This is a genomic window from Streptomyces cathayae (genome assembly GCF_029760955.1).
In the GTDB taxonomy this organism is placed as follows: domain Bacteria; phylum Actinomycetota; class Actinomycetes; order Streptomycetales; family Streptomycetaceae; genus Streptomyces; species Streptomyces cathayae.
On record NZ_CP121682.1, the window covers coordinates 1,754,987 to 1,779,818 of the forward strand.

At 69.0% G+C, this 24,832-nt stretch carries 27 protein-coding genes and 1 pseudogene; 9 read left to right on the top strand and 19 right to left on the bottom strand.

Going from position 1 to position 24,832, the window contains the following annotated elements; translation table 11 throughout:
• Nucleotides 1-119 precede the first annotated feature (119 nt).
• The 4 genes from PYS65_RS07865 to PYS65_RS07880 all read left to right on the top strand — a co-directional run bounded on the left by PYS65_RS07865 (nt 120) and on the right by PYS65_RS07880 (nt 2,525).
• A complete protein-coding gene (locus tag PYS65_RS07865; protein WP_279333081.1) occupies nt 120-272 on the top strand; it encodes a hypothetical protein in 153 nt (50 codons plus the stop codon).
• Nucleotides 269-688: a VOC family protein gene (locus PYS65_RS07870; protein ID WP_279333082.1), complete on the top strand. Its 420-nt coding sequence runs from the start codon at nt 269-271 to the stop codon at nt 686-688. The genes PYS65_RS07865 and PYS65_RS07870 overlap by 4 nt, the downstream gene beginning before the upstream one ends.
• A 608-nt stretch (nt 689-1,296) precedes the next feature.
• Complete coding sequence (locus tag PYS65_RS07875) at nt 1,297-1,605, top strand: transposase (protein ID WP_279331601.1); 309 nt, start codon at nt 1,297-1,299, stop codon at nt 1,603-1,605.
• Entirely contained in the window at nt 1,602-2,525 is a 924-nt protein-coding gene (locus PYS65_RS07880; protein ID WP_279331602.1) for an IS3 family transposase, read from the top strand. Before PYS65_RS07875 ends, PYS65_RS07880 begins: the two co-directional genes overlap by 4 nt.
• 324 nt (nt 2,526-2,849) lie before the next feature.
• Here PYS65_RS07880 and PYS65_RS07885 read toward each other — a convergent pair whose 3' ends face one another.
• Nucleotides 2,850-3,629, bottom strand: coding sequence for a hypothetical protein (locus tag PYS65_RS07885; protein ID WP_279333083.1), 780 nt, complete (start codon nt 3,627-3,629; stop codon nt 2,850-2,852).
• Between the two features lie 499 nt (nt 3,630-4,128).
• Here PYS65_RS07885 and PYS65_RS07890 point away from each other — a divergent pair, with 499 nt between their 5' ends.
• Entirely contained in the window at nt 4,129-4,647 is a 519-nt protein-coding gene (locus tag PYS65_RS07890; RefSeq protein ID WP_279333084.1) for a pyridoxamine 5'-phosphate oxidase family protein, read from the top strand.
• Here the strand turns inward: PYS65_RS07890 and PYS65_RS07895 are convergent.
• The 8 genes from PYS65_RS07895 to PYS65_RS07930 form a co-directional block, all read right to left on the bottom strand.
• Nucleotides 4,634-4,813, bottom strand: coding sequence for a hypothetical protein (locus tag PYS65_RS07895; protein ID WP_279333085.1), 180 nt, complete (start codon nt 4,811-4,813; stop codon nt 4,634-4,636). The genes PYS65_RS07890 and PYS65_RS07895 overlap by 14 nt on opposite strands.
• A 247-nt stretch (nt 4,814-5,060) precedes the next feature.
• A complete protein-coding gene (locus PYS65_RS07900) occupies nt 5,061-5,987 on the bottom strand; it encodes a recombinase family protein (protein ID WP_279333086.1) in 927 nt (308 codons plus the stop codon).
• Between the two features lie 485 nt (nt 5,988-6,472).
• A complete protein-coding gene (locus tag PYS65_RS07905; protein WP_109383693.1) occupies nt 6,473-6,889 on the bottom strand; it encodes a nuclear transport factor 2 family protein in 417 nt (138 codons plus the stop codon).
• A 46-nt stretch (nt 6,890-6,935) separates the two neighbouring features.
• On the bottom strand, nt 6,936-7,547 hold the full coding sequence (locus tag PYS65_RS07910) for an NADPH-dependent F420 reductase (protein ID WP_109383692.1): 612 nt from the start codon (nt 7,545-7,547) through the stop codon (nt 6,936-6,938).
• Between the two features lie 32 nt (nt 7,548-7,579).
• On the bottom strand, nt 7,580-8,578 hold the full coding sequence (locus PYS65_RS07915) for a zinc-binding dehydrogenase (RefSeq protein WP_279333088.1): 999 nt from the start codon (nt 8,576-8,578) through the stop codon (nt 7,580-7,582).
• Between the two features lie 107 nt (nt 8,579-8,685).
• Nucleotides 8,686-9,438 carry an SDR family NAD(P)-dependent oxidoreductase gene (locus tag PYS65_RS07920; RefSeq protein ID WP_279337894.1) on the bottom strand — a complete coding sequence of 251 codons (753 nt, stop codon included), beginning with the start codon at nt 9,436-9,438 and terminating at the stop codon, nt 8,686-8,688.
• Nucleotides 9,439-9,531: 93 nt separating this feature from the next.
• Nucleotides 9,532-9,963 (bottom strand): Rrf2 family transcriptional regulator, encoded by a 432-nt coding sequence (locus PYS65_RS07925; RefSeq protein WP_109383697.1) that lies wholly within the window; start codon nt 9,961-9,963, stop codon nt 9,532-9,534.
• Nucleotides 9,964-10,260: 297 nt separating this feature from the next.
• On the bottom strand, nt 10,261-11,607 hold the full coding sequence (locus tag PYS65_RS07930) for a Tn3 family transposase (RefSeq protein ID WP_279333089.1): 1,347 nt from the start codon (nt 11,605-11,607) through the stop codon (nt 10,261-10,263).
• On the opposite strand from PYS65_RS07930, the gene PYS65_RS07935 reads away from it, so the two are divergent.
• On the top strand, nt 11,557-11,904 hold the full coding sequence (locus PYS65_RS07935) for a transposase (protein WP_279333090.1): 348 nt from the start codon (nt 11,557-11,559) through the stop codon (nt 11,902-11,904). The two genes, PYS65_RS07930 and PYS65_RS07935, sit on opposite strands and share 51 nt — an antisense overlap.
• 11 nt (nt 11,905-11,915) lie before the next feature.
• Here PYS65_RS07935 and PYS65_RS07940 read toward each other — a convergent pair whose 3' ends face one another.
• Nucleotides 11,916-13,610, bottom strand: a complete 1,695-nt coding sequence (locus PYS65_RS07940; protein WP_423836077.1) for an ISAzo13 family transposase — start codon at nt 13,608-13,610, stop codon at nt 11,916-11,918.
• Nucleotides 13,611-13,673: 63 nt separating this feature from the next.
• Between PYS65_RS07940 and PYS65_RS07945 the strand changes: the two are divergent.
• A pseudogene (locus PYS65_RS07945) lies at nt 13,674-14,567 on the top strand (IS3 family transposase); the annotation flags it as partial.
• On the opposite strand, the gene PYS65_RS07950 reads toward PYS65_RS07945, so the two are convergent.
• The 8 genes from PYS65_RS07950 to PYS65_RS07985 all read right to left on the bottom strand — a co-directional run bounded on the left by PYS65_RS07950 (nt 14,528) and on the right by PYS65_RS07985 (nt 23,384).
• A complete protein-coding gene (locus tag PYS65_RS07950) occupies nt 14,528-15,016 on the bottom strand; it encodes an IS110 family transposase (protein ID WP_279333091.1) in 489 nt (162 codons plus the stop codon). The pseudogene PYS65_RS07945 and the gene PYS65_RS07950 overlap by 40 nt on opposite strands.
• 245 nt (nt 15,017-15,261) lie before the next feature.
• On the bottom strand, nt 15,262-15,669 hold the full coding sequence (locus PYS65_RS07955) for an ABC transporter permease (RefSeq protein ID WP_423836078.1): 408 nt from the start codon (nt 15,667-15,669) through the stop codon (nt 15,262-15,264).
• A 184-nt stretch (nt 15,670-15,853) separates the two neighbouring features.
• Complete coding sequence (locus PYS65_RS07960; protein ID WP_279333092.1) at nt 15,854-16,846, bottom strand: amidohydrolase family protein; 993 nt, start codon at nt 16,844-16,846, stop codon at nt 15,854-15,856.
• A complete protein-coding gene (locus PYS65_RS07965) occupies nt 16,843-18,909 on the bottom strand; it encodes an acetoacetate--CoA ligase (RefSeq protein WP_279333093.1) in 2,067 nt (688 codons plus the stop codon). Before PYS65_RS07965 ends, PYS65_RS07960 begins: the two co-directional genes overlap by 4 nt.
• The gene (locus PYS65_RS07970) at nt 18,906-19,844 is read right to left on the bottom strand and encodes an FAD-dependent oxidoreductase (protein ID WP_279333094.1); all 939 of its coding nucleotides are present in this window, start codon (nt 19,842-19,844) and stop codon (nt 18,906-18,908) included. Before PYS65_RS07970 ends, PYS65_RS07965 begins: the two co-directional genes overlap by 4 nt.
• A gap of 17 nt (nt 19,845-19,861) precedes the next feature.
• Nucleotides 19,862-20,662: a crotonase/enoyl-CoA hydratase family protein gene (locus PYS65_RS07975; RefSeq protein WP_279333095.1), complete on the bottom strand. Its 801-nt coding sequence runs from the start codon at nt 20,660-20,662 to the stop codon at nt 19,862-19,864.
• Between the two features lie 43 nt (nt 20,663-20,705).
• The gene (locus tag PYS65_RS07980; RefSeq protein WP_279333096.1) at nt 20,706-21,674 is read right to left on the bottom strand and encodes an ABC transporter substrate-binding protein; all 969 of its coding nucleotides are present in this window, start codon (nt 21,672-21,674) and stop codon (nt 20,706-20,708) included.
• Nucleotides 21,675-21,749: 75 nt separating this feature from the next.
• Entirely contained in the window at nt 21,750-23,384 is a 1,635-nt protein-coding gene (locus PYS65_RS07985; RefSeq protein WP_279333097.1) for an acyl-CoA synthetase, read from the bottom strand.
• A gap of 180 nt (nt 23,385-23,564) precedes the next feature.
• Here PYS65_RS07985 and PYS65_RS07990 point away from each other — a divergent pair, with 180 nt between their 5' ends.
• A complete protein-coding gene (locus PYS65_RS07990; RefSeq protein ID WP_279333098.1) occupies nt 23,565-24,023 on the top strand; it encodes a MarR family winged helix-turn-helix transcriptional regulator in 459 nt (152 codons plus the stop codon).
• Nucleotides 24,024-24,307: 284 nt separating this feature from the next.
• Complete coding sequence (locus PYS65_RS34925) at nt 24,308-24,433, top strand: hypothetical protein (RefSeq protein WP_341483676.1); 126 nt, start codon at nt 24,308-24,310, stop codon at nt 24,431-24,433.
• Here the strand turns inward: PYS65_RS34925 and PYS65_RS08000 are convergent.
• Nucleotides 24,423-24,560, bottom strand: a complete 138-nt coding sequence (locus PYS65_RS08000) for a hypothetical protein (RefSeq protein WP_279333099.1) — start codon at nt 24,558-24,560, stop codon at nt 24,423-24,425. The two genes, PYS65_RS34925 and PYS65_RS08000, sit on opposite strands and share 11 nt — an antisense overlap.
• Between the last annotated feature and the right edge of the window lie 272 nt (nt 24,561-24,832).

Genomic DNA, 24,832 nt, shown 5'->3' on the forward strand with positions numbered 1-24,832 from the left:
CTCGATGAGAAGACCGCCATTCGCTACGCGGACTCCGCACGGGCCCTGCTGGACCAGGCCGCTGGACAGCCACTTCGGTGAAATCTGCTCGACCGGTACACGCCTTTGATGGGAGAAGCATGCTGTCAGGGCAGAGTCAGCAGCCGGGGCCGATCGGCGGAGACGATGTCAGGGCGAGCGTGGCGATCCGCAGCTCGGCCGCCCACGTCCGCAACGGCGCCCGCTTCGAGAACGGTCACCTCGTCGAACGCCCCGAGGCGGTGGCCGCGTGAGCCGGCCGACCAGCGGCACGCTGCATCACATCGAACTCTGGGTGCCGGACCTCGACCACGCGCTCACCTCTCTCGGCTGGCTGCTGGAGGCACTGGGCTACACCCTCACCCAGAGCTGGGACAACGGCCGCAGCTGGCACCTCGGGCCGACCTACCTGGTCCTTGAGCAGTCCCGGGCCCTCACCGCCGACCGGCACGACCGGTGCCGGCCGGGGCTGAACCACCTGGCCTTTCACGTCGAGGACGACAGCACGGTCGAGCGGCTGGCCACCGACGCGGCAAACCACGGCTGGCACCTGCTGTTCCCGGACCGGCATCCACACGCCGGCGGCGAACGGCACTACGCCGCCTACCTGGAAAACGACGACGGCTTCGAGGTCGAACTCGTCGCGATCACGTCACCACAGCGAAAGTGAGAGCAACCGATCCACAGGCCTTGACGATTGCTCAGGAATCGATCGGTTCTTGAACGCCGCCAGAGCACGGCCACGGCGGGCGGGTTGTCCCGTGAGAGCGAAAGTTGAGCGTTGTCACCGAAGATTGGTGATCAGTGGTTTTGTGCCACCGAAGTCCGACCGCCTGCATCTCGGGCCGCGTAGTCACTCTCGCTGGGCCCGGACGACCGGCGTGTCTCTGACGGTGCGACGATCGCGGCATGCCCCCTGAACAGCTATCTGCTGCAGAGAGCGCCTTCATGCTCAATGCGTTCGAGATCGACATACTCCCTGGTGTGCGAGGCGACCTGGGCGAGCCACTCGTAGCCGCGTCTCCGGGCGAGCTGGCGCCCATGCTTCTCTCGCTCGTCGACCGGGGGTGGATCGAGGTGTGCCGTCTGACTTCGTGGACGGCTCCGGACGGGCAGCTTGGCTATCAGCCTGGCCCGCCCGTAGCGCGCGAGGAGTTGCCCGGAGTCCTGGCCGATGCCGCTGCCTGGGAGTATCCCGATGGGGACTGTGAGGTTCCCCCGAGATGCGGAGAATGGTGACAGCAGGTCAGGTAGGACTCACAGAGAGGAGCCCTGCTGATGCCTGCCCCGAGGAAATACCCACTGGAGTTGCGTGAGCGCGCGGTGCGGATGTACCGCACTGCGGAGCCGAAGCCCGTGATCCGCCGCATGGCCGAGGAACTCGGTGTCCATCATGAGGCCCTGCGCGGCTGGATCCGCCAGGCCGAGGCCGACGCCGGCGAACGCGACGACCTGCTCACCAGCGACGAACGCGCCGAGCTGGCCGCGCTGCGCAAGGAGAACACCCAGCTCAAGCGGTCCAACGAGATCCTGCGGACGGCCTCGGCTTTTTTCGCGGCACAGCTCGACCCGACCCGGCCCAGGTGACCGCGCTCCTCGACGAGCACGAGAACCTGGAGGTCGAGCCCACCCTCCGGGAACTGCACATCCCTTCCTCCACCTACTACCGCTGGCGCCGGGCGAAGAAGGAGCCGTGCGAACGGCACCGCCGGGACACCGAGCTGACCAGGCAGATCCAGCAGATCCACACCGACTCCGGCGGAATCTACGGCTCGCCCCGCGTGCACGCCGTCCTGAAGCGCGAAGGCGTCTACGTCGGCCGCAAACGAGTCGAACGGCTCATGCGCGAAGCCGGCCTCGCCGGGATCAGTCCTCGCCGGACGGGCAAGGGCTTCACCCGCCGCGACCGGGACGCCGACCTCGCCCCGGATTTGGTCAGGCGCGACTTCACCGCCGACAGGCCGAACCGGCTGTGGGTCACCGACCTCACCATGATCTCGACCCTTGAGGGACCCTTGTGGCTGTCGGCGATCAGGGACGCGTTCTCCCGTCGGGTGGTGGCCTGGGAGACCTCCGCCCACGCGGACGCCGACCTCGTGCTGGCCACCCTCGAGTACGCCCTCGCGTCCCGGGAGGTCGAGCCCGGCCAGCTGATTCACCATGCGGACCACGGCTGTCAGTACACGTCCGTGAAGCTCACAACACGCTTGGTGCGGGCAGGAATTGAGGCATCCATGGGCTCCGTCGGGGACTCGTACGACAACGCCCTGGCGGAGAACCTCTGGATGCTCATCAAGACCGAGGGCCTCCGCGGCCGCACCTTCGCCACCCGGGCCGAGGCGAACCTCGCGCTCTTCGAGTACATCGACGGGTTCTACAACAGTCGGCGCATCCAGAAACGCCTCGGCTACCTCAGCCCCGTCGAGTTCGAAGAGAAGCACTACGCCGAGCAGGCAGCGTCCGAACGAGTGAACCTGAAACCCCGCCAACCCGCTCTGACCAGCTGATCAGCCCCTCCCGAGCAACGGGGGAACCTCACTGGATCGGCAGCCTGACGCTCTGCCTCACGCAGCGGGGGAGCCAAATCTCCTGGTGAGCGGTCAGTGGTCAAACTCGGGTGGCACGCGCCCAAGGTTCGCTGTCACAGGACACGGGTTGCGTGGTCCGCGCGCTGCCGACGGCAGAGGTGTCCCGTCTCCAAAGATCTGGTCCCCGTCTCAAGTGATCTGCTCCGACTCGCTTTCGGTCTCAGACGGTCTGGTTCTCCGATGCCCAGTCTCAGCGGCCCGGGGATGGTCTCAATCCTTCGCGGGCAGCAACGCTGCGTGCACCTACTGACCCCGTGTTGCAGGAACGGCCGGCACGCCTGCGGCTCCGCTCAGGGCGACGGGCGTGACGAGACCTGCCACCACGGCCTGGATGATGACGTCGTTGGCTGATCGCTCGCTGACCACGCCGGCGACGTACAGCCGGACGGAAACGACCAGCAGGAAGGCCCACCAGGGTGAGTGCAGCCAGCTGAGCACGGCCGTCAGACCTACGAGGGCGTAGGCGATATTCTTGCGGAACTCCGCTTCACCCACGGCCCGGTCATATTCGTTAAACAAGTCGTAGCTGGCGATCAGCAGCTTGGTGCGAAGCTGTCTGGTCTCGCCGAGGATGTCTCGCGCAGCGAGGTTAGCCATGAGGCGCTGGCCGCGCTCGCGCTGAAGCCCCCTGCCTCCGTTGGTCTCTGATTCAGGGGGCGGTAGCCGCCCCTTGTCCTGCAAGAAGCCGACCAGGTCGTTGAAAGCAAGTCGTGACACGCGTGGCGTGATGGTCCTACTGGCATCCCAGAACCTGGCGGCCCTTGGTGCTTCCTGCGCGTTCACAGTGACCACTCGGACCGCGAGCATGGCGCCGATGAGGTAGGCGAGGAAGGCGCCGGACGCGAGGACTCCAGCAGGGCCCACTACGTCACCAAGGCGGTACAGCGAAGCCCACAGGCCGCGAGCCCGCTGCTGTGTCGGCACGCGGTCCTCAAAGACCAACCAGAGTGTCAGGATCCAGATACATCCCGTTGAGAGCGGTGCGCGGACATCACGAAGGCCGGGCAGCAGATTCGCCAGCATGTCCTCTCCCTGATCCAGCGTGCCGCCTCGGAGGGACGGCAGGGTCTTGGTGGGGTCCCGAGAATCCGAGACGCGGTCCCGTCCCATCTATCACGATCAGCGCCTACCGCAAGAGGCACCTGGAGGGACATGCCACCTGGACCAGATCAGCTGAGACAACGTCCGGCATCCGATCACCCAGGACAAGCTCAACCGAGAGCCTCAGCATTCTCACGTCTCAACTGATCTGGTCGCCCCAGGCCACAGATCTGGGTCCGGGCCAGATCGTTTGAGACGGGACAAGGGGGCTCGGTTGGGACGGAGGACAGGCCGGCTGGGGAGGGGGGAGGCCCCGCGGCCAACTGCGATGGTGATGGTCCCTGAACATGAACATGTCCCGGCGTTCGTCCCCCACCTGTTGCCATCCACGCAGCACCGAGCGCAACCCGCGCGGAGCAACCTCACCGCTGCTTCATCAATGACGACAGAGGGTGTCGGGTTTACGGCCGACGATGGACGTATGCGCGAAACCCCAGAAGAACTCAACAAGCTCCAGTCCCTCCTCGGCTCCTCCCTCTCCGGCTCGACCGCACACCTCCGCTCGATCGTCGAGAGCCGCACCATCACGGCGGCGCAGCTCACCGGGGTCCTCACCGGCATGTGCACGCTCGCCCTCTCCACGGTGACCGCAAAGGGCGAACCGCGGATCAGCGGCGCCGACGGGCACTTCCTGCACGGCCGGTGGCACTTCGGCACGGCGCGCAACGCCGCCAAGGCCCGTCATCTCGCGGCCCGTCCGGCCGCCAGCGTCGCGCACATGCGCGGCGAGGACCTCGGCGTGTTCACCCACGGCACGGTGGAGGAGCTGAACCCCGAGGACGCCGAGACCACGGCCGACTGGCAGGAACTCCTCGCCTACTTGAAGGACTTCTACGGCGACGACGCCTTCGACTGGAACCGCGAGGTCGTCTACTACCGGCTGAACCCGCACTGGATGACCGTCTACGCCCCCGACCTCGACAAGCTCACCGGCACGTGACGCCGGGCCCGTCGACGAGGGCCTGCACCTGCGCGTACGTGGGTGCGGGGCCGGTCGACGCGCCGTCGCGTACCGCCAGCGCCGTGGCGACGGCCTCGCCCAGCGCCCGCCGGTACAGCAGCGACCCGAGGCTGCCCCGCCCCCAAGCTCTCAGCTCCTTCCCCAAGCTCTCAACTCCGCTTCGCTGCGTTCGAGCAGGGGGCCGCTCGGCGTCTTGCCGGTCCAGGGGACCAGGAGCGGCAAGGTCGCGAGTTGGCCCCGAACCCACGGAAGCAACTCCGCAGAGCACGACGACGGACCCTTGAGTTCCCACCGAGAACCCTTCAGTTTGCGTGAACTTACGGGACTCTGGGGGCGTGACCCAGATACGCCAGAAACCCGCCATGGGGTGATCTTGGAGGCCGGGCAACTCACTACGGGGTGTCGTCCGTGAGGGCATTGACGCGGTTCTCGCACTCGCGGCGGGCCTTGCGCTGGGCCGGGACCGCCGGGACGCCCTGGGCGCCGTCGAGCGGCTGGCAGCGGTCGAGGAGCTGGCGGTGCACGGCGGGGACGGCGCTGACGCGCAGGGTGTAGCCCTGGCCGCGCCGTACGGTCATCCCCTGGTCGAGCGCGGCCCGCTCGGCGGGGTCCAGTTGGGTGGTGCGGAGGAAGTCGGCGACCTTGCCGGGCATATCGAGGGTGACCGGCAGCTCCGGCGCGGGGGCATCCTCCTCAATGCCGGTGTGGTTGGGCAGGAGGTCGGCGACGGCTGTGCGGATCGCGCCGCGGCTGACGTCGTGCTCGCGGGCAAGGGCGGCGATGGAGCAGCCTTCCAGGTACGCGGTGCGGACGGCGCCGGCCCTGTCGGCCGCCACAGCGGGGCGGCGCCCGCCTTTGCTGCCCTTGGCCTCGGCGGCTCGCAGTCCGTCGTAGGTCAGCTCGCGCTGGAGGTCGCGTTGGAGTTCGCCGGCGGCGGCGAGGGTCTGCACCATGAACTTCACGGTGGACAGCAGCTCGCCGGTGCGCGGATGGCGGGCGGTGAGGTCCATCGCGGAGAACGCGCCGTCGTGGATACGCAGCGCCACCTGGTCGCGGTGGAGGACGTCGAGCACATCGAGGATGTGGCCGGTGCCGCGCACGAGGCGGAACATCTCGGAGACGTGCACAGTGTCGCCCGGCCGCGCGTAGGTGAGCAGTTCGCGGAACTTCGGCCGCTGAAGCGGGTGGAGGCGGCTGGAGGTTCCCGGGTCCTCCTCGAAGACGACCGGGGACTCGATGCCGGCCTCGTCCAGGACGAGGTTCTGCCGGGCGGTCGACTGCTGGTCGGTCGAGACCCGCTTGTAGACCAGGTTCGCCACTCGCGGGCCCCTTCCGTACGGAGGATCGGACCCTACCTGTCGTCAAACCCTGTCAGCAATCACCATCGGATCTGATTGGATTCGCGCTGCCGTGAACCCCCGGATTGCACGGGTTCATTGGACGCGTCGCCTGCCTGTCGGCAAACGATCGTTTGCGAACACCATTCAGCCGGGCGAGGAGGCCGGAGACCGGCGGAACACGGTGGGGGACGAAAGTTCGTGGGCGCCGGTCAAGTCCCCAGTGCGGCAGACCCGGCGGGCGGCACGCTGGTCGACATGGCGACACCGGCCGATGGCCTGGCATCGCTGGGGGACCTGATCGGCAGTCATCGCCGAAGGCCGACCGCCCCAACGTGCTGACCGGCAGCGATTGGCCGGGGGCGAGTTCTGCTCTCCGTTTCGGCTTCGGCCGTGTCTCGGCTGACCCTATGCGTACATGCCCGGCCGGGCCGCCCCGGGCCGCGGGGTCCCTGAGTGCCCTCCGCTCAGCCGACGTTGAACGCCTCGGCGACGGTCAGTGTGTCCTCGTACAGGTGCATGCGAACGATTCGGCCGTCCTCGACCGCCAGGTGCATGGCCACCGGTGTGGTGAACTCCTTGCCGCTGGTCACGGCGGTGTGCGTGAAGACCGCCAGCAGCACCACGTCACCACCGTCGACGATGAAGCGCTCCAGCACGACCTTGCTCTGGCCGTGCGCGAAGTGCGGCCACATGGTGGTGAAGTACGGCGCGACCTCCTCCTGGCGGGTACGGCGCCCGGTCCAGGGCAGTGCGTCACTGCCGGGGACGTGCCAGTCGATCTCCTCGGAGAACAGTTCCTGGATGCCGTCGGGGTCCTGCCTGCCGAGGCGCTCCAGGAACTTCTCGGCCACGGTCCGCGAGGTCTGAGTATCTGTTGCCATCGTCCTTGTCCTTTGTCTCTTCGTCTCTTGAGGTGTCGGTCGGGCCTCAGCCCTGGAACAGGAAGTGCTTGCCGCTCAGCGGCCCGCCGAGCTGCATGAGCGCCCCGCCTTCGCGCAGCGCGCCAAGGTCGACCGGCGCGAACCCGAATTCGGTCAGCAGCCGTGTGAAGGGGGCCTTGGCGCTCTCGTCGTCACCGGCGAGGAAGACGACCTGGTTGCCGTCCTGGTGCCGGGGATCGGGAGCCATATAGGTGGCGAACATGGCGTTGAATGCCTTGATCAGCGTGACGCCGGGCAGTTGCTGGGCGACCCACTCGCTGCCGGTCAGCGGCGAGACGTCGGCGAAGCCGCGGTAGGGGTCGGACCGGGCGAACTGGTTGGTCATGTCGACCACCACTCGGCCCGTCCAGTCCCCGAGCCGCCGCCCGACCGCGGGGACCGCGCCGAACGGGACGGCGAGCAGGACCAGGTCGGCCGCCGCTGCTTCTTCGAACGTGGCCGCCGAGGCGCCGGGCCCGATGGCGGCGACGGCGTCGCCGAGTGTGCTGGGGCCGCGGCTGTTGCTGACCAGCACCGGGTGCCCGGCGCGTGCCGCGTGGGCGGCCACGGCTTGTGCTGGTGCTCCCGCACCGATGGTGCCGATGGTCTTGAATTCCATGAGGTCACTGCTCCCCTGCGGTCCAGGTTTGGTCAGTTCAGCTTGAGCAATACGGTGCCGGTGCCGCCGGTCCGCGCCGCCGAGATGGCGCTCGGCAGCTCGGCGAGCGGGTAGGCGGCATGAACGGCGAGAAGGTGTGGATGCTGCGCGGCGATCTGGAGGGCGGCTCGCCGATCGGCGGCCCGGATATCTCCAGGGCGGGTCGCCCAGCGCGTGATGCTCACCGCGCGGACCTTCAGTTCCCGCATGAGCAGCTCCAACGTCGAGAGCGTCCACGGCTGCGCGGCTAGATCGCCCCAGACGACCAGCGTCCCGCCATCGTCGAGAAAGGGCAGGATCTCCCGCACGAAGGGACCGCCGTGCGCATCGGCGATGACCGGCACCGGCCTCCCGCCGACCGCCCCCTCCAGCTCGCGCTGCCAGCCGCCGCTTCCGGAGACCACGACGGGCACGTCCGGCCAGTTTGTGTGGACCGTTGACGCAGAACGGTCACTGCGGACGACGGCGACAACGGGCCAGCCACGGTCGCGGGCCTGCTGAACGATGAGCTTGCCGACCGCGGACGCGGCCCCCGACACGAGGAGTGGAGAATCGCTCGGCGCTGCCGCGGCAGCCGTCAGCTCATCGACCGCACGGAGCACGTCACGAGAGGTGATGGTGTTGACGAGCAGGACGCTCGCCGTTTCGTCGCTGAGGGAGTCCGGGACGGCTACGGCGGCCTCGGCCGGCACGGTGATGTGCTCGGACCATGCGCCCGGGGCCGGAAAGACCGCTACCCGATCGCCGACACGGAGCGCCGGCACCGATGGACCCACCGCAGTCACCACGTCCGCCGCCTCGGTGCCCAGCCTGCGCCCCGCGGATCCGTCCGGCAGGCCGGTCTCCGTCGCGACCAGATCGCCGCGGTGGACCGGGGAGATGCTGACACGCACTTGGATTTCGTCGGCCCGAGGGGCCGGCGCCTCCGGCCGGTCCTCGATGTGTGCGACGGCTGCCGCGTCGCCCGCCCGGTAGTGGACCACGCTCTTCATGACGCACTCCTTGTTGCGTCGAAGCCATTGCCCTGGCGAGACGGTCGCAAGTACGCGGCTCAGACGCCCGGGAGCGTCGAATGCGTCCCGCCTCGCCGATCCGCCGCCTAGAGCTGTGTGACGCCGCCGTCGACGAGCAGTTCCGCGCCGGTGGTGAAACTGCTTTGATCGCCGGCCAGGTAGAGGGCGGCAGCGGCGATCTCGTCGGGACGGCCGAAGCGGCCGAGCGGGGTCGGCGGGGCGGGCTCGGCCGCGGTGGGCCGATCGTCGCGCGGAAAAGCGGCGACGAGCTCGGCCAGGCCAGGGGTCTCGACAGGGCCGGGGGTAAGAGCGTTGACGCGGATTCCGCGGCCGGCCAGCTCAGCGGCCCAGGTGCGTGCGAGGCTGCGGACCGCGGCCTTGGAGGCGGCGTAGACGCTCAGGCCCGGGGTGGCCAGCAGGGCCGAGTTGGAAGAGATCAGTGTCACCGAGGCGCCGGCCGTCAGCAGCGGCAGCGCCTTCTGGACAGTGAAGACCGTGCCCTTGAAATTGATCGAGGCAGTGCGGTCGTACTCTTCCTCGGTGATCGTGCCGAGCGGGCTGTATTCCCCGACCCCGGCGTTGGCCACCACAATGTCCAGGCGGCCGCTGCGGTTCGCGATCTCGGCGAAGACCCGGTCGAGGTCGCCGAGATCGGAGGCATCGGCCTGGATGGCGATGCCGCGGGCGCCGACCTGCGCGACGGCGGCGTCCAGCGCGGCCTTGCGGCGCCCGGTCAGGTAGACGGTGGCGCCCTCGGCGGCGAAACGGCGGGCGATCGCCAGGCCGATGCCGCTGGAGGCGCCGGTGACGAGGGCGGTCTTGTCGTCCAGTTGTCCCATGAGATTCTCCAATTCCTTAGTGTAACTATTTTGGTTACATCGGTGGCCGTGGAATGCGACTCCCCTCGATCAGGGGAAGTCGACGGTCCGAGGTCAGGCGGCTTTCAAGACGTCCCGCAGCACGTCCTCCAGCGTAGTCTTGGCCAACTCCCTGCGCAGGGCGGCCTCCACGTCGTCGTACACGGCGGTCATCGCCGGCCCGATACCGTGGCCCACGACGCACTCGGGGTCCGGTGTCGCGCGATGCAGGGCGAAGACCGGTCCCGGTTCGATCGCCCGGTAGACGTCGAGCAGGGTGATTGACGCCAGGTCCCGCGAGAGCATCCAGCCCGCCCCCGCACCCCGCCGTGAATCGGCCAGGCCGGCCTTGCGCAGCTCGCCCAGCAGGCGGCGGATCACCACTGGGTTGGTGTTGACGCTCGTCGCGATCTGCTCGGAGGTGGCGACCTCGTGGCCACGCCGCTGATACAGCCCGATCCATGTCAGGGTGTGCGCCGCGATGGTCAGCCTGCTGTTGGCGCTCACGTCGGACTCCACCTCCCTCACCCCTCGGGTTTAGTCGTAACTATAGCTGTTACAACCCCTACGCGGCAAGTCCTGCGGGGCTGGCTGGACCGGCCTCGTCAAGGAGCACGCCACCCGCGAGCACACCATCGCCGAGTTCTTCTCCGTCAGCCGGGCCACCGTCCATCGAGTCCTGGCACGCACCCAGGGCCAGCACCAAACAGAAGCCGAACGGCGGTAGGACCCCGCCAACCTACCGGCGGGTCAGGTGTCCCCTGGTGTCTGAGCCAGTGGGACTCCAGGGCCGACTTCTCCTGATCATGCAGCCTGGCCGTAGCCGTCCGGGGCGGGCGGGTCGTTGCCTCGGAGCGGGCTGAAGTCGACGTCCAGGTGCGGGTCGTACGCCTCGGGCTGGATGCCGAGTTCGTGGGTGGAGTACTCGCCGAAGCGGCGGATGTGCTCGGTCAAGTACGGCGAGATGTGGGCCAGGTCCTCAGGGGCGATGATGTAGCCCTCCTCCTGGAGCTGGCGCACGATCTCGGCGATGTCCAGGGCGTTGTGGAAGATCACCGCGTTCGTGAGCAGGGCGTTGAACTTCACGGTCTTCTCCTGCTCGACGGGGTCGTTGTCGGTGATGACGCCGCCGTTGCCGAAGCCGATCCACTGGGAGAAGCCGTTGAACGCCTCGACCTTGTTCGTGGCGGCGGTCACCCGCCGGCGCAGCGGGGCGTCCGAGAGGTAGCGCAGCAGCTGGACGGTGCGGATGACGCGGCCGACCTCGCGGAAGGCCGTGTATGTCGCGTTCTTGCGTGAGCCCGCCCGCAGGCGCCGCAGCAGCAGCGTGGAGGAGATGGCGCCCTCGCGCACGGAGACGGCCACCCGCATCAGGTGCCGGACCTGGGACTCGATCAGGTCGAAGTCGATGACGTTGCGGCCCGGCTCCCCGAACAAGGCGTCGATGTGCACGTACTCGGCTCTCTTCGTGGGCCGGTAGAAGGTCAGGTCCTTCCAGTTCCTGATCCTGGGCATCAGGTCGAAGCCCAGCAGGTGCGCGAGCGCGAAGACAGGGAAGCTCTGGCCCTGCGTATCCGCGTGCACGGTGGTCGGTTTCAGCTCGGAGGTGTTCTTGAGCAGGCCCTCGATGATGTAGACGGCCTCCCACACCCCGCACGGGATGAAGTGCGTGAACAGCGCGATGTAGGTGTCGGAGATGTGGTGGTAGGCGATGCCGCCCGGCTTGCCGTACCGCACGGACGTCTCAGACAGCAGATTGTTGAGGTAGGTGTCCATGTGGGTGCCGTCCGCGGCGACCGCGGAGCCGTCGCCCCACGCCTGGGAGATGTCCAGGCGGGCGTGCGCATTGACCAGGTCGGCGATCGCCTCGTCGAGCGTCGGGATGGAGAAGTGCCGGTTCGCGGACAGCGACAGCTCGTGCCCGCTGACACCGGGGATGTGGCGGGCGGCCTCGTAGGGGCCCATGTTGGTGCCCTTGACGAACGTGGTGATCACGTACCGGCCGAAGGGGTCCTTCAGCTTCGGAGGGCCTCCCCCTGAGTGGTGGACACCCTGACGCCGACCCCGGTGGGGGTCGGGAGAGGGTGACCGATTATGGTGATGAAGGTCTATTCGCCCGAGTTCAAGGCCGATGCCGTGGCCCTGTTCCACTCGGACCCCGATCTCACGATCGCGCAGACCGCGCGTGACCTGGGGATCAATGCGGAGACCCTGCGGAACTGGATCCGCGCCGACCGCGTCCGCGGCGGCAGCACCACCGGCATGACCAGGAAGAACGTGACCAGCACCACCCCGGCCTCCGAGGCCACCCGCGAGGAGCTCGAAGCCCGCCTCCAGGCTCTGGAGGCCGAGCTGAAGGCCGCCCGCAAGGAGAACGCCACCCTCGCCACCGAGCGGGACATCCTGCGCAAGGCGACGAAGTTTTTCGCCTCGGAGATGACCTGGTAGGGAGCCGTAATTTAACTACTGCTTGAGTTGATCTCATTGTCGTGGTGCTCGATCACGCGCTTCAAGGCTTCGAGCGTGCGGGGAGGGCGGGTCCGGCGGAAGACGAGGACTCTGGCGAGTTCGGGGCCGGCGAATGCCAGCATGGGCTTGGACCTCCCGGCGTGGTAACTCAGCACGTTGCGCTTGCGGCCCATCAGCTCGGCCGCGAGGGTCAAGGTGACGGTGTTGCGGCTGCGGAGCACGGCGGTCAGGACGCGGTGGCGGTGATCGAGGGTGCCGAAGCCGGGGTTACGGCCGCGGCCGTCCCTGCCTGCGCTCTGGCGTTCGGCTTCGGTCAGGATCTGTTGGCACGGCTCGAGGTGGAGCACGAGCTGTTCGAACTGTTCTCGGGGCATGCCCGTGAGTGCGGGATGGGTGAGGAGGAAGGTAGCCTCGGCCGGCACCGGAGGTCCCGACTCGTCGCGTGGATCTTCCGGAAGCTGCTGGTCGGGATCCTGTGGGGCGATGGTGTAGTTCCACTCGCCGTGGAACTCGTCCCGCTCGACCCGCCGCTCGACGCCCTTGCGTTCAGCTCGGGTGAGTGCGCGGCCGGTGGGGTACGCATTCTCGTCCAGCACGGCCTGGACCGTCAGTCCGGTGCTGGTGCGGGTGGCCGAGATGGTCTCCAGCAGCACCTCGTAGCTGGTCAGCGGCTGCCCACGCAAGCTGTGAGTGATCCGGGAGAACAGCCGGTGTTCCACTTTGTTCCATTTTGAAGTACCCGGCGGGAAGTGCATGACGGTGATGCTCAGCCCGCACTCGTCGGCGAAGTCGGCCAGGCCCATCTTGAACAGGCGGGAGTCGGCCGAGTTGGCCCCTCCGGCATCGGCGGTGACCAGCAAGCGGTCCACTCCGGGGTAGTCAAGGCATCCTTGGACCTTCCACCAGCGGCGCAGGGACTCCACCGCGAAGGCGGCGGTGTTGCGGTCGGTGCCCACATTCACCCAGCCGCTGTCGCGCCCCAGGTCGTAGATGCCGTACGGGATGGCGACCGGGGTGTCGGGGTCGACGAAGTCGTGGTCCGGGGCGGTGATCGGCTGGCCTTTGGGGCGGTAGGTGCGGCCGGGCCGGGCGAAGTCGCCGATGGGTTCCTTCTGCTTCGTATCCACACTCACCACCGGCAGGCCCTCAGCCAGGAAGCGTTCGGCGGCGGAGTTGATGTGCCGGAACTGGGCGTCGCGGTCGGGCACCTGACTACCGGACCGGGTCTTGGCCATACCCTGCAGGCTGAATCCCATCGCACGCAGCAGGCCGCCGACCACTGGGGCGCTGACCGGATGACCGGCATCGGTCAACTCCCGGGACAAGTCCCGCAGCGAGGCAGTGGTCCAGCGCAGCGGGGACACCGGATCACCCACCTCACGCGGCTCGATCAACAGCTCGAGAGCCGCCACCAGACCGGGGTCGCGCTCGGCGGCAGACTTGCGCCCGCCGCCGGGTCTGCGCACCCGCCCCAACGCCTTTGCTCCGCCCGCGAGTTCCTCACGCCCTCGTGCAACAGTCGACTCCGAGACCTCCGCCAGCCTGGCCACGGCCGCGATCCCACCATGCCCCAGCGCCTCGGCCTCGGAAGCCAGATACAAACGGCGCTGCCGCTCATCCAGATGCGGCAGCACCACCGCGAACTTCGCATCCAGCACCGCCAGGACTTCTTCCGGAATCGTCACGACAGCCCAACTACCACACAGAGCCGAGGCATTGGACCGAATCCGGCAGTAGTTAAATTACGGCTCCTAGGCCGCTGCCGGTTCATCGAGGATCATCGCCAGACCTACCCGGTCCAGCGGCTGTGCCAGGTCCTCGACGTCCACCGTTCCAGCTACTACAAGTGGCGCCAGGGCCGTGAGGCCCGCGCCGCGCGGGAGCGCGAGGACGAGGCCCTGGCCGAGAAAATCACCACCATCCACGCCGAGTCCGACCAGGCGTACGGGGCTCCGCGTGTCACGGCCGAGCTCCGTGACACGCACGGCATGGAGATCAACGAGAAGAAGGTCGCCCGCGTGATGCGCAAGTTCCGCATCATCGGCACGCACCTGCGCAAGAAGGTCCGCACGACCGTGCCCGAGCCGTCGGCGACGCCGGTCCCGGACCTGTTCAAACGGGACTTCACCGCGCCGGAGGCGAACCTGAAGTACATGGGTGATGTGACGTATCTCCCCGTCGGAGACGGCGAGTTCCTCTATCTCGCCACGGTCATCGACTGTTCCTCCCGCCGCGTGGTGGGCTGGTCGATCGCCGTCCACATGCGCACCGACCTGGTCGCCGATGCACTGACCATGGCCGCCGCGACCCGTGGCAGCCTGGCCGGCGCGATCTTCCACAGCGATCACGGAGCCCAGTACGCTTCACGTCAATTCGCCGACCTCTGGGCCGAGTTGGGTGTCACTCAGTCCATGGGCGCGGTCGGTACGAGCGCGGACAACGCCGCCTGCGAGTCCTTCCACGCCTCCTTGAAACGGGAGATCCTCAAGGGCACCCGCCGCTTCGCCGGAGCGGACATCTGCCGACGGACGGTCTTTCGCTGGCTCGCCCGATACAACACCTGGCGCCGGCACTCCGCCAACGGACAGCTCAGCCCCGTCGACTACGAACGGCGATCGCGTACGCTCGCACTTGCCGCATAACAAGATGAAACGGTGTCCACCCTTCGGGTGGAAGTCCCGTTCACGCGCCGCTCGTCCAGGAGGGCCAGAGCCGTCGCATGATCCTCGGGCTCGACCCCACGTCCGTCGCCGTGCAGACAGGCCGCGGTGGCCGCCGCGGCGGCGTCGATCCGGTCGTTCTTGCGTCGCCCGCCACGGGAAAGCTCCCGCACCCGGCTGGTCGCAGACGCGGGCACATCGACAACGCTCTCACCACGGGCGATGAGCCACTGGGCCAGGTGCCGGCCCAGGCCCTTGGCGTTCTCGACGGCCCACTTCCGCTGGGGCCATCGCCTGGCCCAAGTCAGCAGCCTCCGGTACTCGGGCAGGCTCGCCTCGATCCGGATCGAGGCGAGTTGCCGGTTCGACGACGGATCAACAGCGGTGGCCGTATGCGTGGATTTGTGGGGGTCGACTCCGAGCAGTATCACGGGATGATTCCCTTCGGTCGGGCAGCGGGGCATCCGCGGCCGACACGCCGACTTCCGGAACCGACACCGGATACATGCCTCTGTTGAGTCAGACCGCGGACGGGCACCGGGTCGGTGGCATACCCCGGGAGAGCCAGCCCAGAAGGGCGACAGGCGGTTCACGAGCCATCCGGCCCGATGCCCTGTCGGAACGCTACGAGCGGCCAACCCGACCGCGCTCCGCTACGGACATGTAAGTCGGCGGTTCACGGCAGAGCGGTCGGCCACGTCACGGTCCGCACGGTGGTGAGGGGCGAGAAACGGTGGGAGCGGGCCGTCTCCCGGGCCACCGGGTCGACGTCCCGCACGCCGTAGAGAACCTGGAGGAGCACCTGCCAGAACGTCGCGTAGATGACGAGGACCAGGGTCGACTTCATGTCGGTGCCCCAGAGCAGGACGGCGAGCGGGATGAGGGCGACCGATGGTATGGGCCGGAGGAACTCGATCGTCGAGTTCGTCGCCGCCCTGACGACCGGGATGCTGCCGATGACGATCCCGAGGACGACGCCGGCGACCAGGGCGATGGTGAGGCCGATGGCCCAGCCGGTCAGCGTCGCCCCCAGCGCCGCCCAGAAAGTCTGGGTCCCTGCCTGCTGGGCGAGGGCCGACACCATGGAGCTGAAGGGCGGCAGGAACCGCTCGTCGACGAACCCGACGCGAGGGACGAGCTCGAGGACGACGACGAGCGTGAGCAGGCCGAGGTCCCCGAGGACGCCGGCGGGGACGTGTCGTCCCCCCGGCCCTGCGGCGTCGGGCCGGGGGGCCGCTCGCGCGACTCGATCGTGGTGGCGGTCGTCATCAGGACACCACCTGGTTGATGATGTCGAGCTTCTGGTCGGTCAGCTTCTCCTCAGCGGCCGGCGTGGCCGGCGTCTCGGGGCTGTCCTTGTTGATGCCCGCCCGGTCCAGGCCGAGGACGCGAATGGCGTTCTCCCGCAGGATGAGCGGCTCGGCCTCCGGCTTGACGTCGAGCGTCTCGAAGTCCGCCAGCCACCGCTCCGGCGTGATGAGGGGGTAGTCGGTGCCGAACAGCGTTTTGTGGCGCAGCATCCCGGAGGCGGCCCGGACGAGCTCCGTGGGGAAGTACTTCGGCGACCAGCCCGACAGCTCGAGATAGATGTTGGCCTTGTGCGTGGCCATCGAGATCGCCTCGGCCTGCCACGGCACCGACGGGTGCGCGAGGATCACCGTCAGTCCGGGGAAGTCGGCGGCGACGTCGTCGAGCAGGAGCGGGTTGGAGTAGCGCAGCTTGATGCCCCGACCGCCGGGCAGGCCGGCACCGATGCCGTTCTGGCCCGTGTGGAACAGGGCTGGGACGCCGAGCTCCTCGAGGGCCTCCCACAGCGGGTAGTGGGCCGAGTCGTCCGGGCTGAAGCCCTGCAGGCTCGGGTGGAACTTGAAGCCGGCGACACCGTGCTCCTCGACGAGGCGACGCGCCTGCGTGACGGCGTCGGCGCCCCGGCACGGGTCGACCGAGCCGAAGGGGATCAGGACGTCGGCGTGCCTGGCGGCCTCCGCCGCGATCCACTCGCTCGAGATCGGCGGGTGCCCCAGGGCCGTGCCCGCGTCGACGGTGAAGACGACGGCGGCCATGCCGAGGCCTCGGTAGGTCTCCGCGATCTGGTCGATTGTCGGGGTCCGGCCGTGGTCGCCCTTGAAGTAGGCGGCGGAGGCGTTGATCAGCTCCTCGTCCATGGAGAGGTGGCCGTGGTCGTCGACCTCGATGTGGACGTGCAGGTCGATGGCGCGAAGGGCGGGCAGGTCGAGGCCCGCGCCGGTGAAGCGGGTCATGGAGTGTTCCTTGCTGCTGCGAGGTCGACGAAGGCATCGAGGGAGTGTGGGTCGGCAAGCGCGTCGCGGGAGGCGACCTCGTCGATCGGGTGGCCCTGCAGGATCCGCTTGACGGGCAGCTCGAGCTTCTTGCCGGTGCGGTTGCGTGGCACGGCCGCCACCTCGGTGATCGTGTCGGGCACGTGCCGCGGCGAGAGCTGGTGTCGCAGCGCGCCGACGATCATCGCGCGCAGCTGCGCGTCGAGCTGCCGCCCGGGCTCGGTCTGGACGAACAGCACGAGGTCGCCGTTGCCGCCGGCCTGCTCAAGGTGGACGACGAGCGAGTCCTGGACGCCGGGGAGCTCCTCGACGACGCGGTAGAACTCGGCGGTGCCGAGGCGCACTCCGCCACGGTTCAGCGTCGCGTCCGACCGGCCGGCGACGTGGCAGTGCCCCTCGGGCGAGAAGACGATCCAGTCGCCGTGCCGCCACACGCCGGGGTAGCGGTCGAAGTAGGCCGCCCGCAGGCGGGATCCGTCGGCGTCGCCCCAGAAGCCGATCGGCATCGAGGGCATCGGCGCGGTGATGACGAGCTCGCCGAGCTCGCCGACGACCTCGTGGCCGGCCCCGTCGAAGGCGCGGGCCGCGACGCCGAGCGCGGCGCCGGAGATCTCGCCGGCCCACACCGGCAGGAGTGGGTCACCCTGGACGATGCCCGAGCACACGTCGGTGCCACCCGAGCCGATGTTGAGCACGACCCCGGGCAGCTGGTCGTAGATCCACGCATAGCCCTCGGGTGGCAGTGGTGCCCCCGCCGAGGCGAACTGCCGGATCCGGAGGCGGTGGTCGCGTGCCGGGCGCAGGCCGGCCTTGCGGCTCGCCATGATGAAGCCCGGCGCGGCACCCATGACGGTCGCGCCGGTCTCCTCGGCGAGCCGCCACTGCCAGTCGAGGTCGGGGTGCACCGGGTTGCCGTCGATGCACACGATCGACGAGCCGACGAGCAGGCCGCTGACGAGCGCGTTCCACATCATCCACGCAGTCGTCGAGTACCAGAGGAAGGTGTCGCCCGGGCCGAGATCCCACGACAGGGCATGGCACTTGAGGTGCTCGAGGAGGATGCCACCGTGTCCGTGGACGATGGCCTTGGGCAGCCCCGTCGTCCCCGAAGAGAAGAGGACGACGAGCGGATGGTCGAAGGGAACCTGCTCGAAGGTGAGCGGCTCGGGCTCGACTGCAGCGAGGGCCTCCGGCCATGACCGCATGCCGCTCACGTTGCCTTGGGCGCCAGTGCTCCCGTGGGTGCCCGTCGCGCGGTAGCTGCCGTACTCGACGTCGAAGACGACCGTCAGGGTGGGCAGGCCCGCGACGAGCTCCGCCACGTCGGCGCTCTTGTCGACGGGCTTGTCGCCGTAGGTGTAGCCGCTCGCGACGAGGAGGACGGTCGGCTCGACCTGGCCGAACCGGTCGATGACGGACCGGGCGCCGAACTCGGTCGCGCACGAGGCCCAGGCCGCGCCCAGCGAGGCCGTGGCGAGGAAGGCGACGACCGTCTCGGGCAGGTTGGGCAGGTGAGCGACGACGCGGGAGCCGGGGCCGACGCCCTGCCGGCGCAGCACCGTGCGGGCCCGGGCGACCTGGTCGCGCAGCTCACCGAGCGTCAGGGTGGTCGGCTCCCGGGTCTGGGAGTACGCGTGGATCGCGACCCGGTCGTCGTCGGTGTGCCGGAAGACCTGCTCGGCGTAGTTGAGCCGAGCACCGGGGAACCACTCGGCACCGGGCATCCGGGCCGAGGCGAGCACCCGCTCCGGCGGAACGGATGCGAGCACGTCGAAGTGGTCCCAGATGCTGCCCCAGAAGCCCTCGAGATCGGTGACCGACCACTCCCACAGCTGTCGGCGGTCGAAGCGCAGGCCCCGCTCGCGGGCGAGCCAGTCGAGGTAGTGGGCGAGGCGCGAGGAGGTGAGCTGCTCCTCGCCGGGGGTGAAGAGCAGGTCGCCGTGCGCGAGGCCGTGCTCGGTCGCCGGTCCGGTCGTCTGCTCGGTGGGCTGCTCCGCCGTTTGTTCAGTGCTCTGTTCGGTCATGGCAGGCCCGCCTCCTCCTTGGCCCGGATCAGGCCTCTCAGCGTCGCATCGCGCCGCGCGCGCAGCCCGTCCTCGTCCTGCCCGGTCGTGTCCATCTCCTCGGTCATGCCCGCCACGATCGCCGCACAGAGGTCGGGGGTCAGGATCGGGTCTCCGAGGTCCTTCCACCACTCGGCGGTCGGTGGCCCGAGGTGCTCGAGGATGTGCGCGATGCCGCCCGCACCGCCGGACAGGTGCTGAGTGGCGAACGGTCCGAGCAGCGCCCAGCGCAGCCCCGGCCCCCAGGCGATCGCGGTGTCGATGTCGGCGACGCTGACGACTCCGCGGCCGACGAGGTCGTACGCCTCTCGCCACAGCGCCGCCTGGAGCCGGTTCACGACGTGGCCCGGCAGCTCGGTCCGCAGCGTGATGCACTTCTTGCCGACCCCGGTGAAGAACGCGTCGGCCGCGCGGAGTGCGCTCTGCGCCGTGGTCGGCGCCCCGACAAGCTCGACGAGCGGCACGAGGTGTGGCGGGTTGAACGGGTGCGCGACGAGGACGCGCTCGGGGTGGCGGCCGGCCGCTCCTGCGAACGAGCTGGGCGGCAGGCCCGAGCTGGAGCTTGTCAGGAGCACGTCCATCCCGGTCAGCGAATCGAGCCGGCCGAAGAGGTCGCGCTTGACATCGAGTACCTCGGGACCGGCCTCGATGACGAGGTCGGCAGCCGGCGCGTAGGTCTCGACCTCGGTCGTCGTCGTGAGGTGGTCGAGCGTGTCGGCCGGGCCGTCACCCTCCTCGATGAAGGCCGCTGCCAGGGTGCGCGCCCGCTCGAGCGCCGGTCGGTCCGGGTCGACGAGGACGACGTCGAGGCCGTGCCGCAGCAGGTGGGCGGCCCAGCTCGTCCCGATGGCGCCTGCACCGACGACGAGGACGGTCCGAACGTCGCGGTATGCCACTGGGCTCGCTCCCGCGGTCACGCCCGGGCCCCCGCCGTGTCACGGTCGAGGAAAGCGCGCATCCGCGACTTCGCCTCATCGCTGCCGGAGGCGATGCCGGCCATGAGCGACTCGATGAGGTAGCCCTCGTGCGGGTTCGCCTCCGCGGTGCGTGGCAGCACGTGGAGGATCCCGTAGTTCGTGATCGGGCTGTTGGCCGCGGCGCGATGGGCCAGCTCCAGTGCGGTCGGCAGGCCGTTCCCGTCCTCGACGACGTACTGGGACAGGCCGATCTGCTCCCCCTCGACGGCGTCGTAGCGGCGGCCCGTGAGCATCATGTCCGTCATCCGCGCAGCTCCGATGAGCCGGGGCAGTCGCACCGACGCGCCACCTCCGACGAACAGCCCGCGCTGCCCCTCCGGCAGCGCGTAGAACGTCGAAGGTTCGGCCACCCGCACATGGGTCGCGGACGCCAGCTCGAGGCCACCGCCGATCACCGCACCCTTGAGTACGCTGAAGATCGGGACGGGCGAGGCGATGAGCGCATCGAGCGCCCCGTGCCACATCCGCGAGTGCAGTACTCCCTCGAACACGCCCGACTCGTCCATCGTGTTGAGGTCGAGTCCGGCACAGAAGTGCCGGCCCTCGGCGGCGAGGACGACCGCGCGCACCCCCTCGGGCACCGCGCGGAAGTAGGCGCCGAGTCCGAGGACCGTTTCGTTGTCAAGGGCGTTGCGCTTGTCCGGGCGGGCGAGCTCGAGGATGTCGACCGGGCCGTCGCTCCGGCGCCGCACGGTCTGTGGCAGCGCCGACGGCTGCGTCGTGGCCGGTTCGATCATTGTCACTCCTGAATGTTGTGGCAGGTTCCGTCGGCTGCACCGCTCAGGGCTTCGGAACGGACTGCAGCAGGCCGACGACGTCGGCGTCCTCGGTGATGACGCCGTACTCCTTCATCAGGCCACCCATCGCGGTCAGCTCGTCCTTGCGCACGGGGCCGCCCATGTCCTCGAGGACGACCGCCTTCGACAGGGCAGGGTCGATCTTGAGGGCCGACGCCGCCTTGGCGCGGACCTCGTCCGGGTGCGCCTGCGCGTAGTCCATGGTCACGTCGATCGCCTTGGCCATGGCCGAGACGAGCTCCGGCTTCGACTTCACGAGCGTGCCGCTCGCGAAGTAGACCATCGTCGGGTGGCCCTTGACCGAGGCGACGCCCGGGTAGGTCACCACGGGGTTGTCGGCCTTGCGGATGATCGTCATGAACGGCTCGGGAGTCCACACCGCGTCGACCTGGCCGCTCTTGAGAGCCGCCTCCATGTTCGGGTACGGCAGCTCGACGAACGAGACGGCCTTCGGGTCGCCCCCGTCCTTCTTCACCGCGTCCATGATGAGCAGGTCGCCCATGGACTTCAGGGTGTTGACGGCGACCTTCTTGCCCACGAGGTCCTTGGCGGTCTTGATACCGCTGTCCGGCCTCGTGAGGACGGCGTGGACACCCTTGTCGGTGTCGTAGGTGTAGGACGAGACGACGCGGACGTCGAGACCCTTGTCCCGCGCCTGGAGCAGGGAGATCGGGTTGCCCGTCGCGAACTGCATCTGCCCGGACATGACCGCGGGCACGAGCGCCGCACCGCCCTGGCCGGTCTCGAGCTTGACGTCCAGTCCCTCCTTGACGAAGAAGCCCTTGTCCATGCCCAGCATGATCGCCGCGGTGGGCAGGATCGGCAGGGTGCCGACGGTCACCTCGGTCGTCCCGCCGCTACCGGCGGTCCCCTTGGCCGGCTCCGAGGAGCCACAGGCACTCATGGCGAGGGCACTCACGAGCACCAGCGCCGTGAAGGTCATCTTCTTCATGGGTATGTCTCCTTGGCTTGCCGGAACTCGTACGTACGGCTATGGGTGTCGCTGCCGCGCGGCTTCGGGCAGCGTTCAGGGACGGGCCGGTCCTGGCCCCTGTTGGTTGTCGGCGGCGAACTGCTCCCGCAGGCGGAACTTCTGGATCTTGCCGGTCACATTGCGGGGGATCGCCGCGACGATCACGACCTCGCGGGGGAGCTTGTAGCCGGCGAGGCGCTCGCGCAGCTGCTCGCGCAACTCCGCCCCGTCGAGCTCGACGCCGGCCGCGGGCTCGACGTAGGCCACCCCGGATTCGCCCCAACGGCCGTCCGGCACACCGATGACGGCACAGTCACGGACGCCCTCGAGCTGGAGCAGGCTGTTCTCCACCTCTGCGGGATAGACGTTCTCCCCGCCCGAGATGTACATGTCCTTGACCCGGTCCTTGACGAAGAGGTAGCCCTCCTCGTCGCTGATCCCGACGTCGCCGCTGTGGTACCAACCGTCGGCGAGGGCCTCCGCGGTCGCCTCGGGAAGGTTCCAGTAGCCGGTCATGACGTTCGGCCCGGCGATGAGGATCTCGCCGGCCTTGCCGGGAGGCGCCGGCCCGTCGAACCCGACTACGACGCTGTCGGTGAAGAAGTGGGGCCGGCCGACCGAGCCGGACTTGTGCACGTTGTCGCGCGGCTCGAGCATCCTCGTCCCGGGGGCCGTCTCGGTCATGCCGAAGCCCTGCATCAGCGGGATCCCCTTGGCCGCCCACGTCGCGATCGTCCGGTCCGGCAGGGGCGACCCACCGACCATGAGGGCCCGTACCGAGGACAGGTCCGCCTCGGCGAAGCGGGGCTGCTGACTGATGGCGTCGAGCATGGCCGGGACGAAGAACGCCGAGGTGACCTGCCGCTCCTCGAGCGTGCGCAGCACCGTCGGGGCATCGAAGCCACGCTGGATGAGGAGCCGCCCGCCGAGCGTGAAGGTCGGCAGCGTCATCATGTTGAGCCCGGCGATGTGGAAGAGCGGGGCGCAGACGAGGTGGTGCTCGTCCTGCCGGAGGTCCTGGCCGATGAGCGCGTTGACGTTCTGGTAGAAGAGCGCCCGGTGCGAGAGCATCGCGCCCTTCGGGCGGCCGGTCGTCCCCGACGTGTACATGATAAGCGCCGTGGCCTCGAGCGGCACCGCTGCGGATTCCCATACGGGGGACCCGGCGGCGAGGAGGTCCTCGTAGGCGGGTCCATCCGTCCCGGTGGCGGGCTCGTCGACGTGGATCCAGCTCTCGACGGCGCCGACAGCACGGATCAGATGGCCCCCGACGTTGGCCACCTGCGCCTCGCCGTAGACGCACAGCCGCGCGCCGCTGTCCGCGAGGATGTAGGCCACCTCCGGCCCGGACAGGCGCGGGTTGACGAGAACCGCTGCCGCGCCGACCATGCCGCACGCGAAGAACACCTCGAGGAGGGCCGGATGGTTGAACCCGATGTAGGCGACCCGGTCCCCCGGCTCGATGCCTGCGGCGCGAAGGGCGTTGGCAAGGCGGTTGGTCCGCTCGTGGACCTCGAGGTAGGTGCGCTCCGCACCCTCGAGCTCCCACGCGACGGCATCCGGGCGGACCCGCGCTCGCCGAGCCGGCCACGAGCCGATACCGAGGTTGTCGATGCGGCTGGCCGCGAGGTCGAAGGGCGTGGGCGACGGCGGGGTCACCGGATCGGCGGCAGCGGCGGCGCTTCCCATCTTCGGTCCTCCTCAACACGCTGGGACGGTGCCCGACCGGGCGAGAAGCATGACAACAGGTATCGTTCAAAAAATCAATGGTTTGCTCATGGTGTGATTACTGTGTCCGCGTCCCGAACACTCCGTGAGGAGGCCACCGTGCCAAGAACCGCCGCGCGCAGCTCCACGGGAGCGCCACCGATGCCTTCCGATCGCGCGTCAGACAGCGAATCGGAATCCGAGTCGGCGCTCGACTGCAACCTCGTCTTCCTCCTCATCCGCGCCGGCGCCCTCGGCGCCGCGAACGACACCCGGGTCCTCGCAAAGCACGGTCTCAAGGTGCGCCAGTACGCGGTCCTGACGACCGCCTGCACGCGGCCGCGGACCCAGAAGGAGCTGTCCGACTTCCTCATGCTCAACCCGAGCCAGATCGTGACGCTCGTCGACACGTTGGAGGACCTCGGGCTCGTCGAGCGAGAGGCCGCGGTCGGCGACCGCCGCGCCAAGCTCGTCGTCGCGACAACACGCGGCCGGGAGCTCTTCGACGTGGTCCGGATCGACGTCGGCGACGCCCACGACCGCCTGCTGGGCCACCTGTCACCCGCCCAACGCGAGGAGTTCCTGACGGTGCTGCGCAGGCTGGCCCTCCCGGACAGCTGACTCCCTTCACCTCCGAGTCGTGCCTCCGCGGCGCGCCACATCTCGCTGCGGCAGTCCGGATCGGCGTCGCTCACGCCCTCGCTCCCGACTGCGTGGAGGCCGGCTCCCCATGCCACAGAGGTATTACCAAGTTGCTGTTGCGGCAGGCGAGTTGAGGTGTACTGGCGGTGCGTTCGGCCGGGCCGGGGGCATCCCGGTCAGGCGGTCGTAAGGGCTCCGGTGACGGTCTTCCAGATGCGGAACCGTTCAGTCATCTCGGTGCGGCAGTCACTCGCTGTGATCAAATGACGTCGGGGCGGAAGTGGCTGGAGATCCGGCTGAAGGCGGCAAGGAACCTCTGGGCCGCTTCGCTGGAGCGGAAGACCTTCATAGTGCTGCGGACTCTGCTGCTCGATTCCGTCATGCGGTGAGTTGGCACGCGAGGCGTTCGAGGCGGCTGGTGCGGGGGTGGACGGGGGTGCCGGCCCAGTCGCTGTCGAGTCTGATGACGTTGATCGCGGTGGCGGAGAAGGCGCGTTGGAGGCGGACCTTCGGCAAGCCGCGGTAGCGTGTCCGGCGGATGCCGGTGATGTCCAGGGCCTGTCGGGTAGCGGCGGCGCGTTGCCGCGCCGCCGCCCCTTGAGAACCGTGCGGGCGGGTTGTCCCCGCACACGGCTTAGCTCAGCCCCGCGCCTGCCCGCCGGGCCCGGTCCCCGTCGCGCGCGACTGGATCGTCCTCGCGCCCGCTCCCCGTGCCGTCCTCAGCCTCGGCCGGGACGTTCTGCACGGGGCCGTCGTGCGGTCGTGGCGCGTCCCGTGCGTCCGTGATG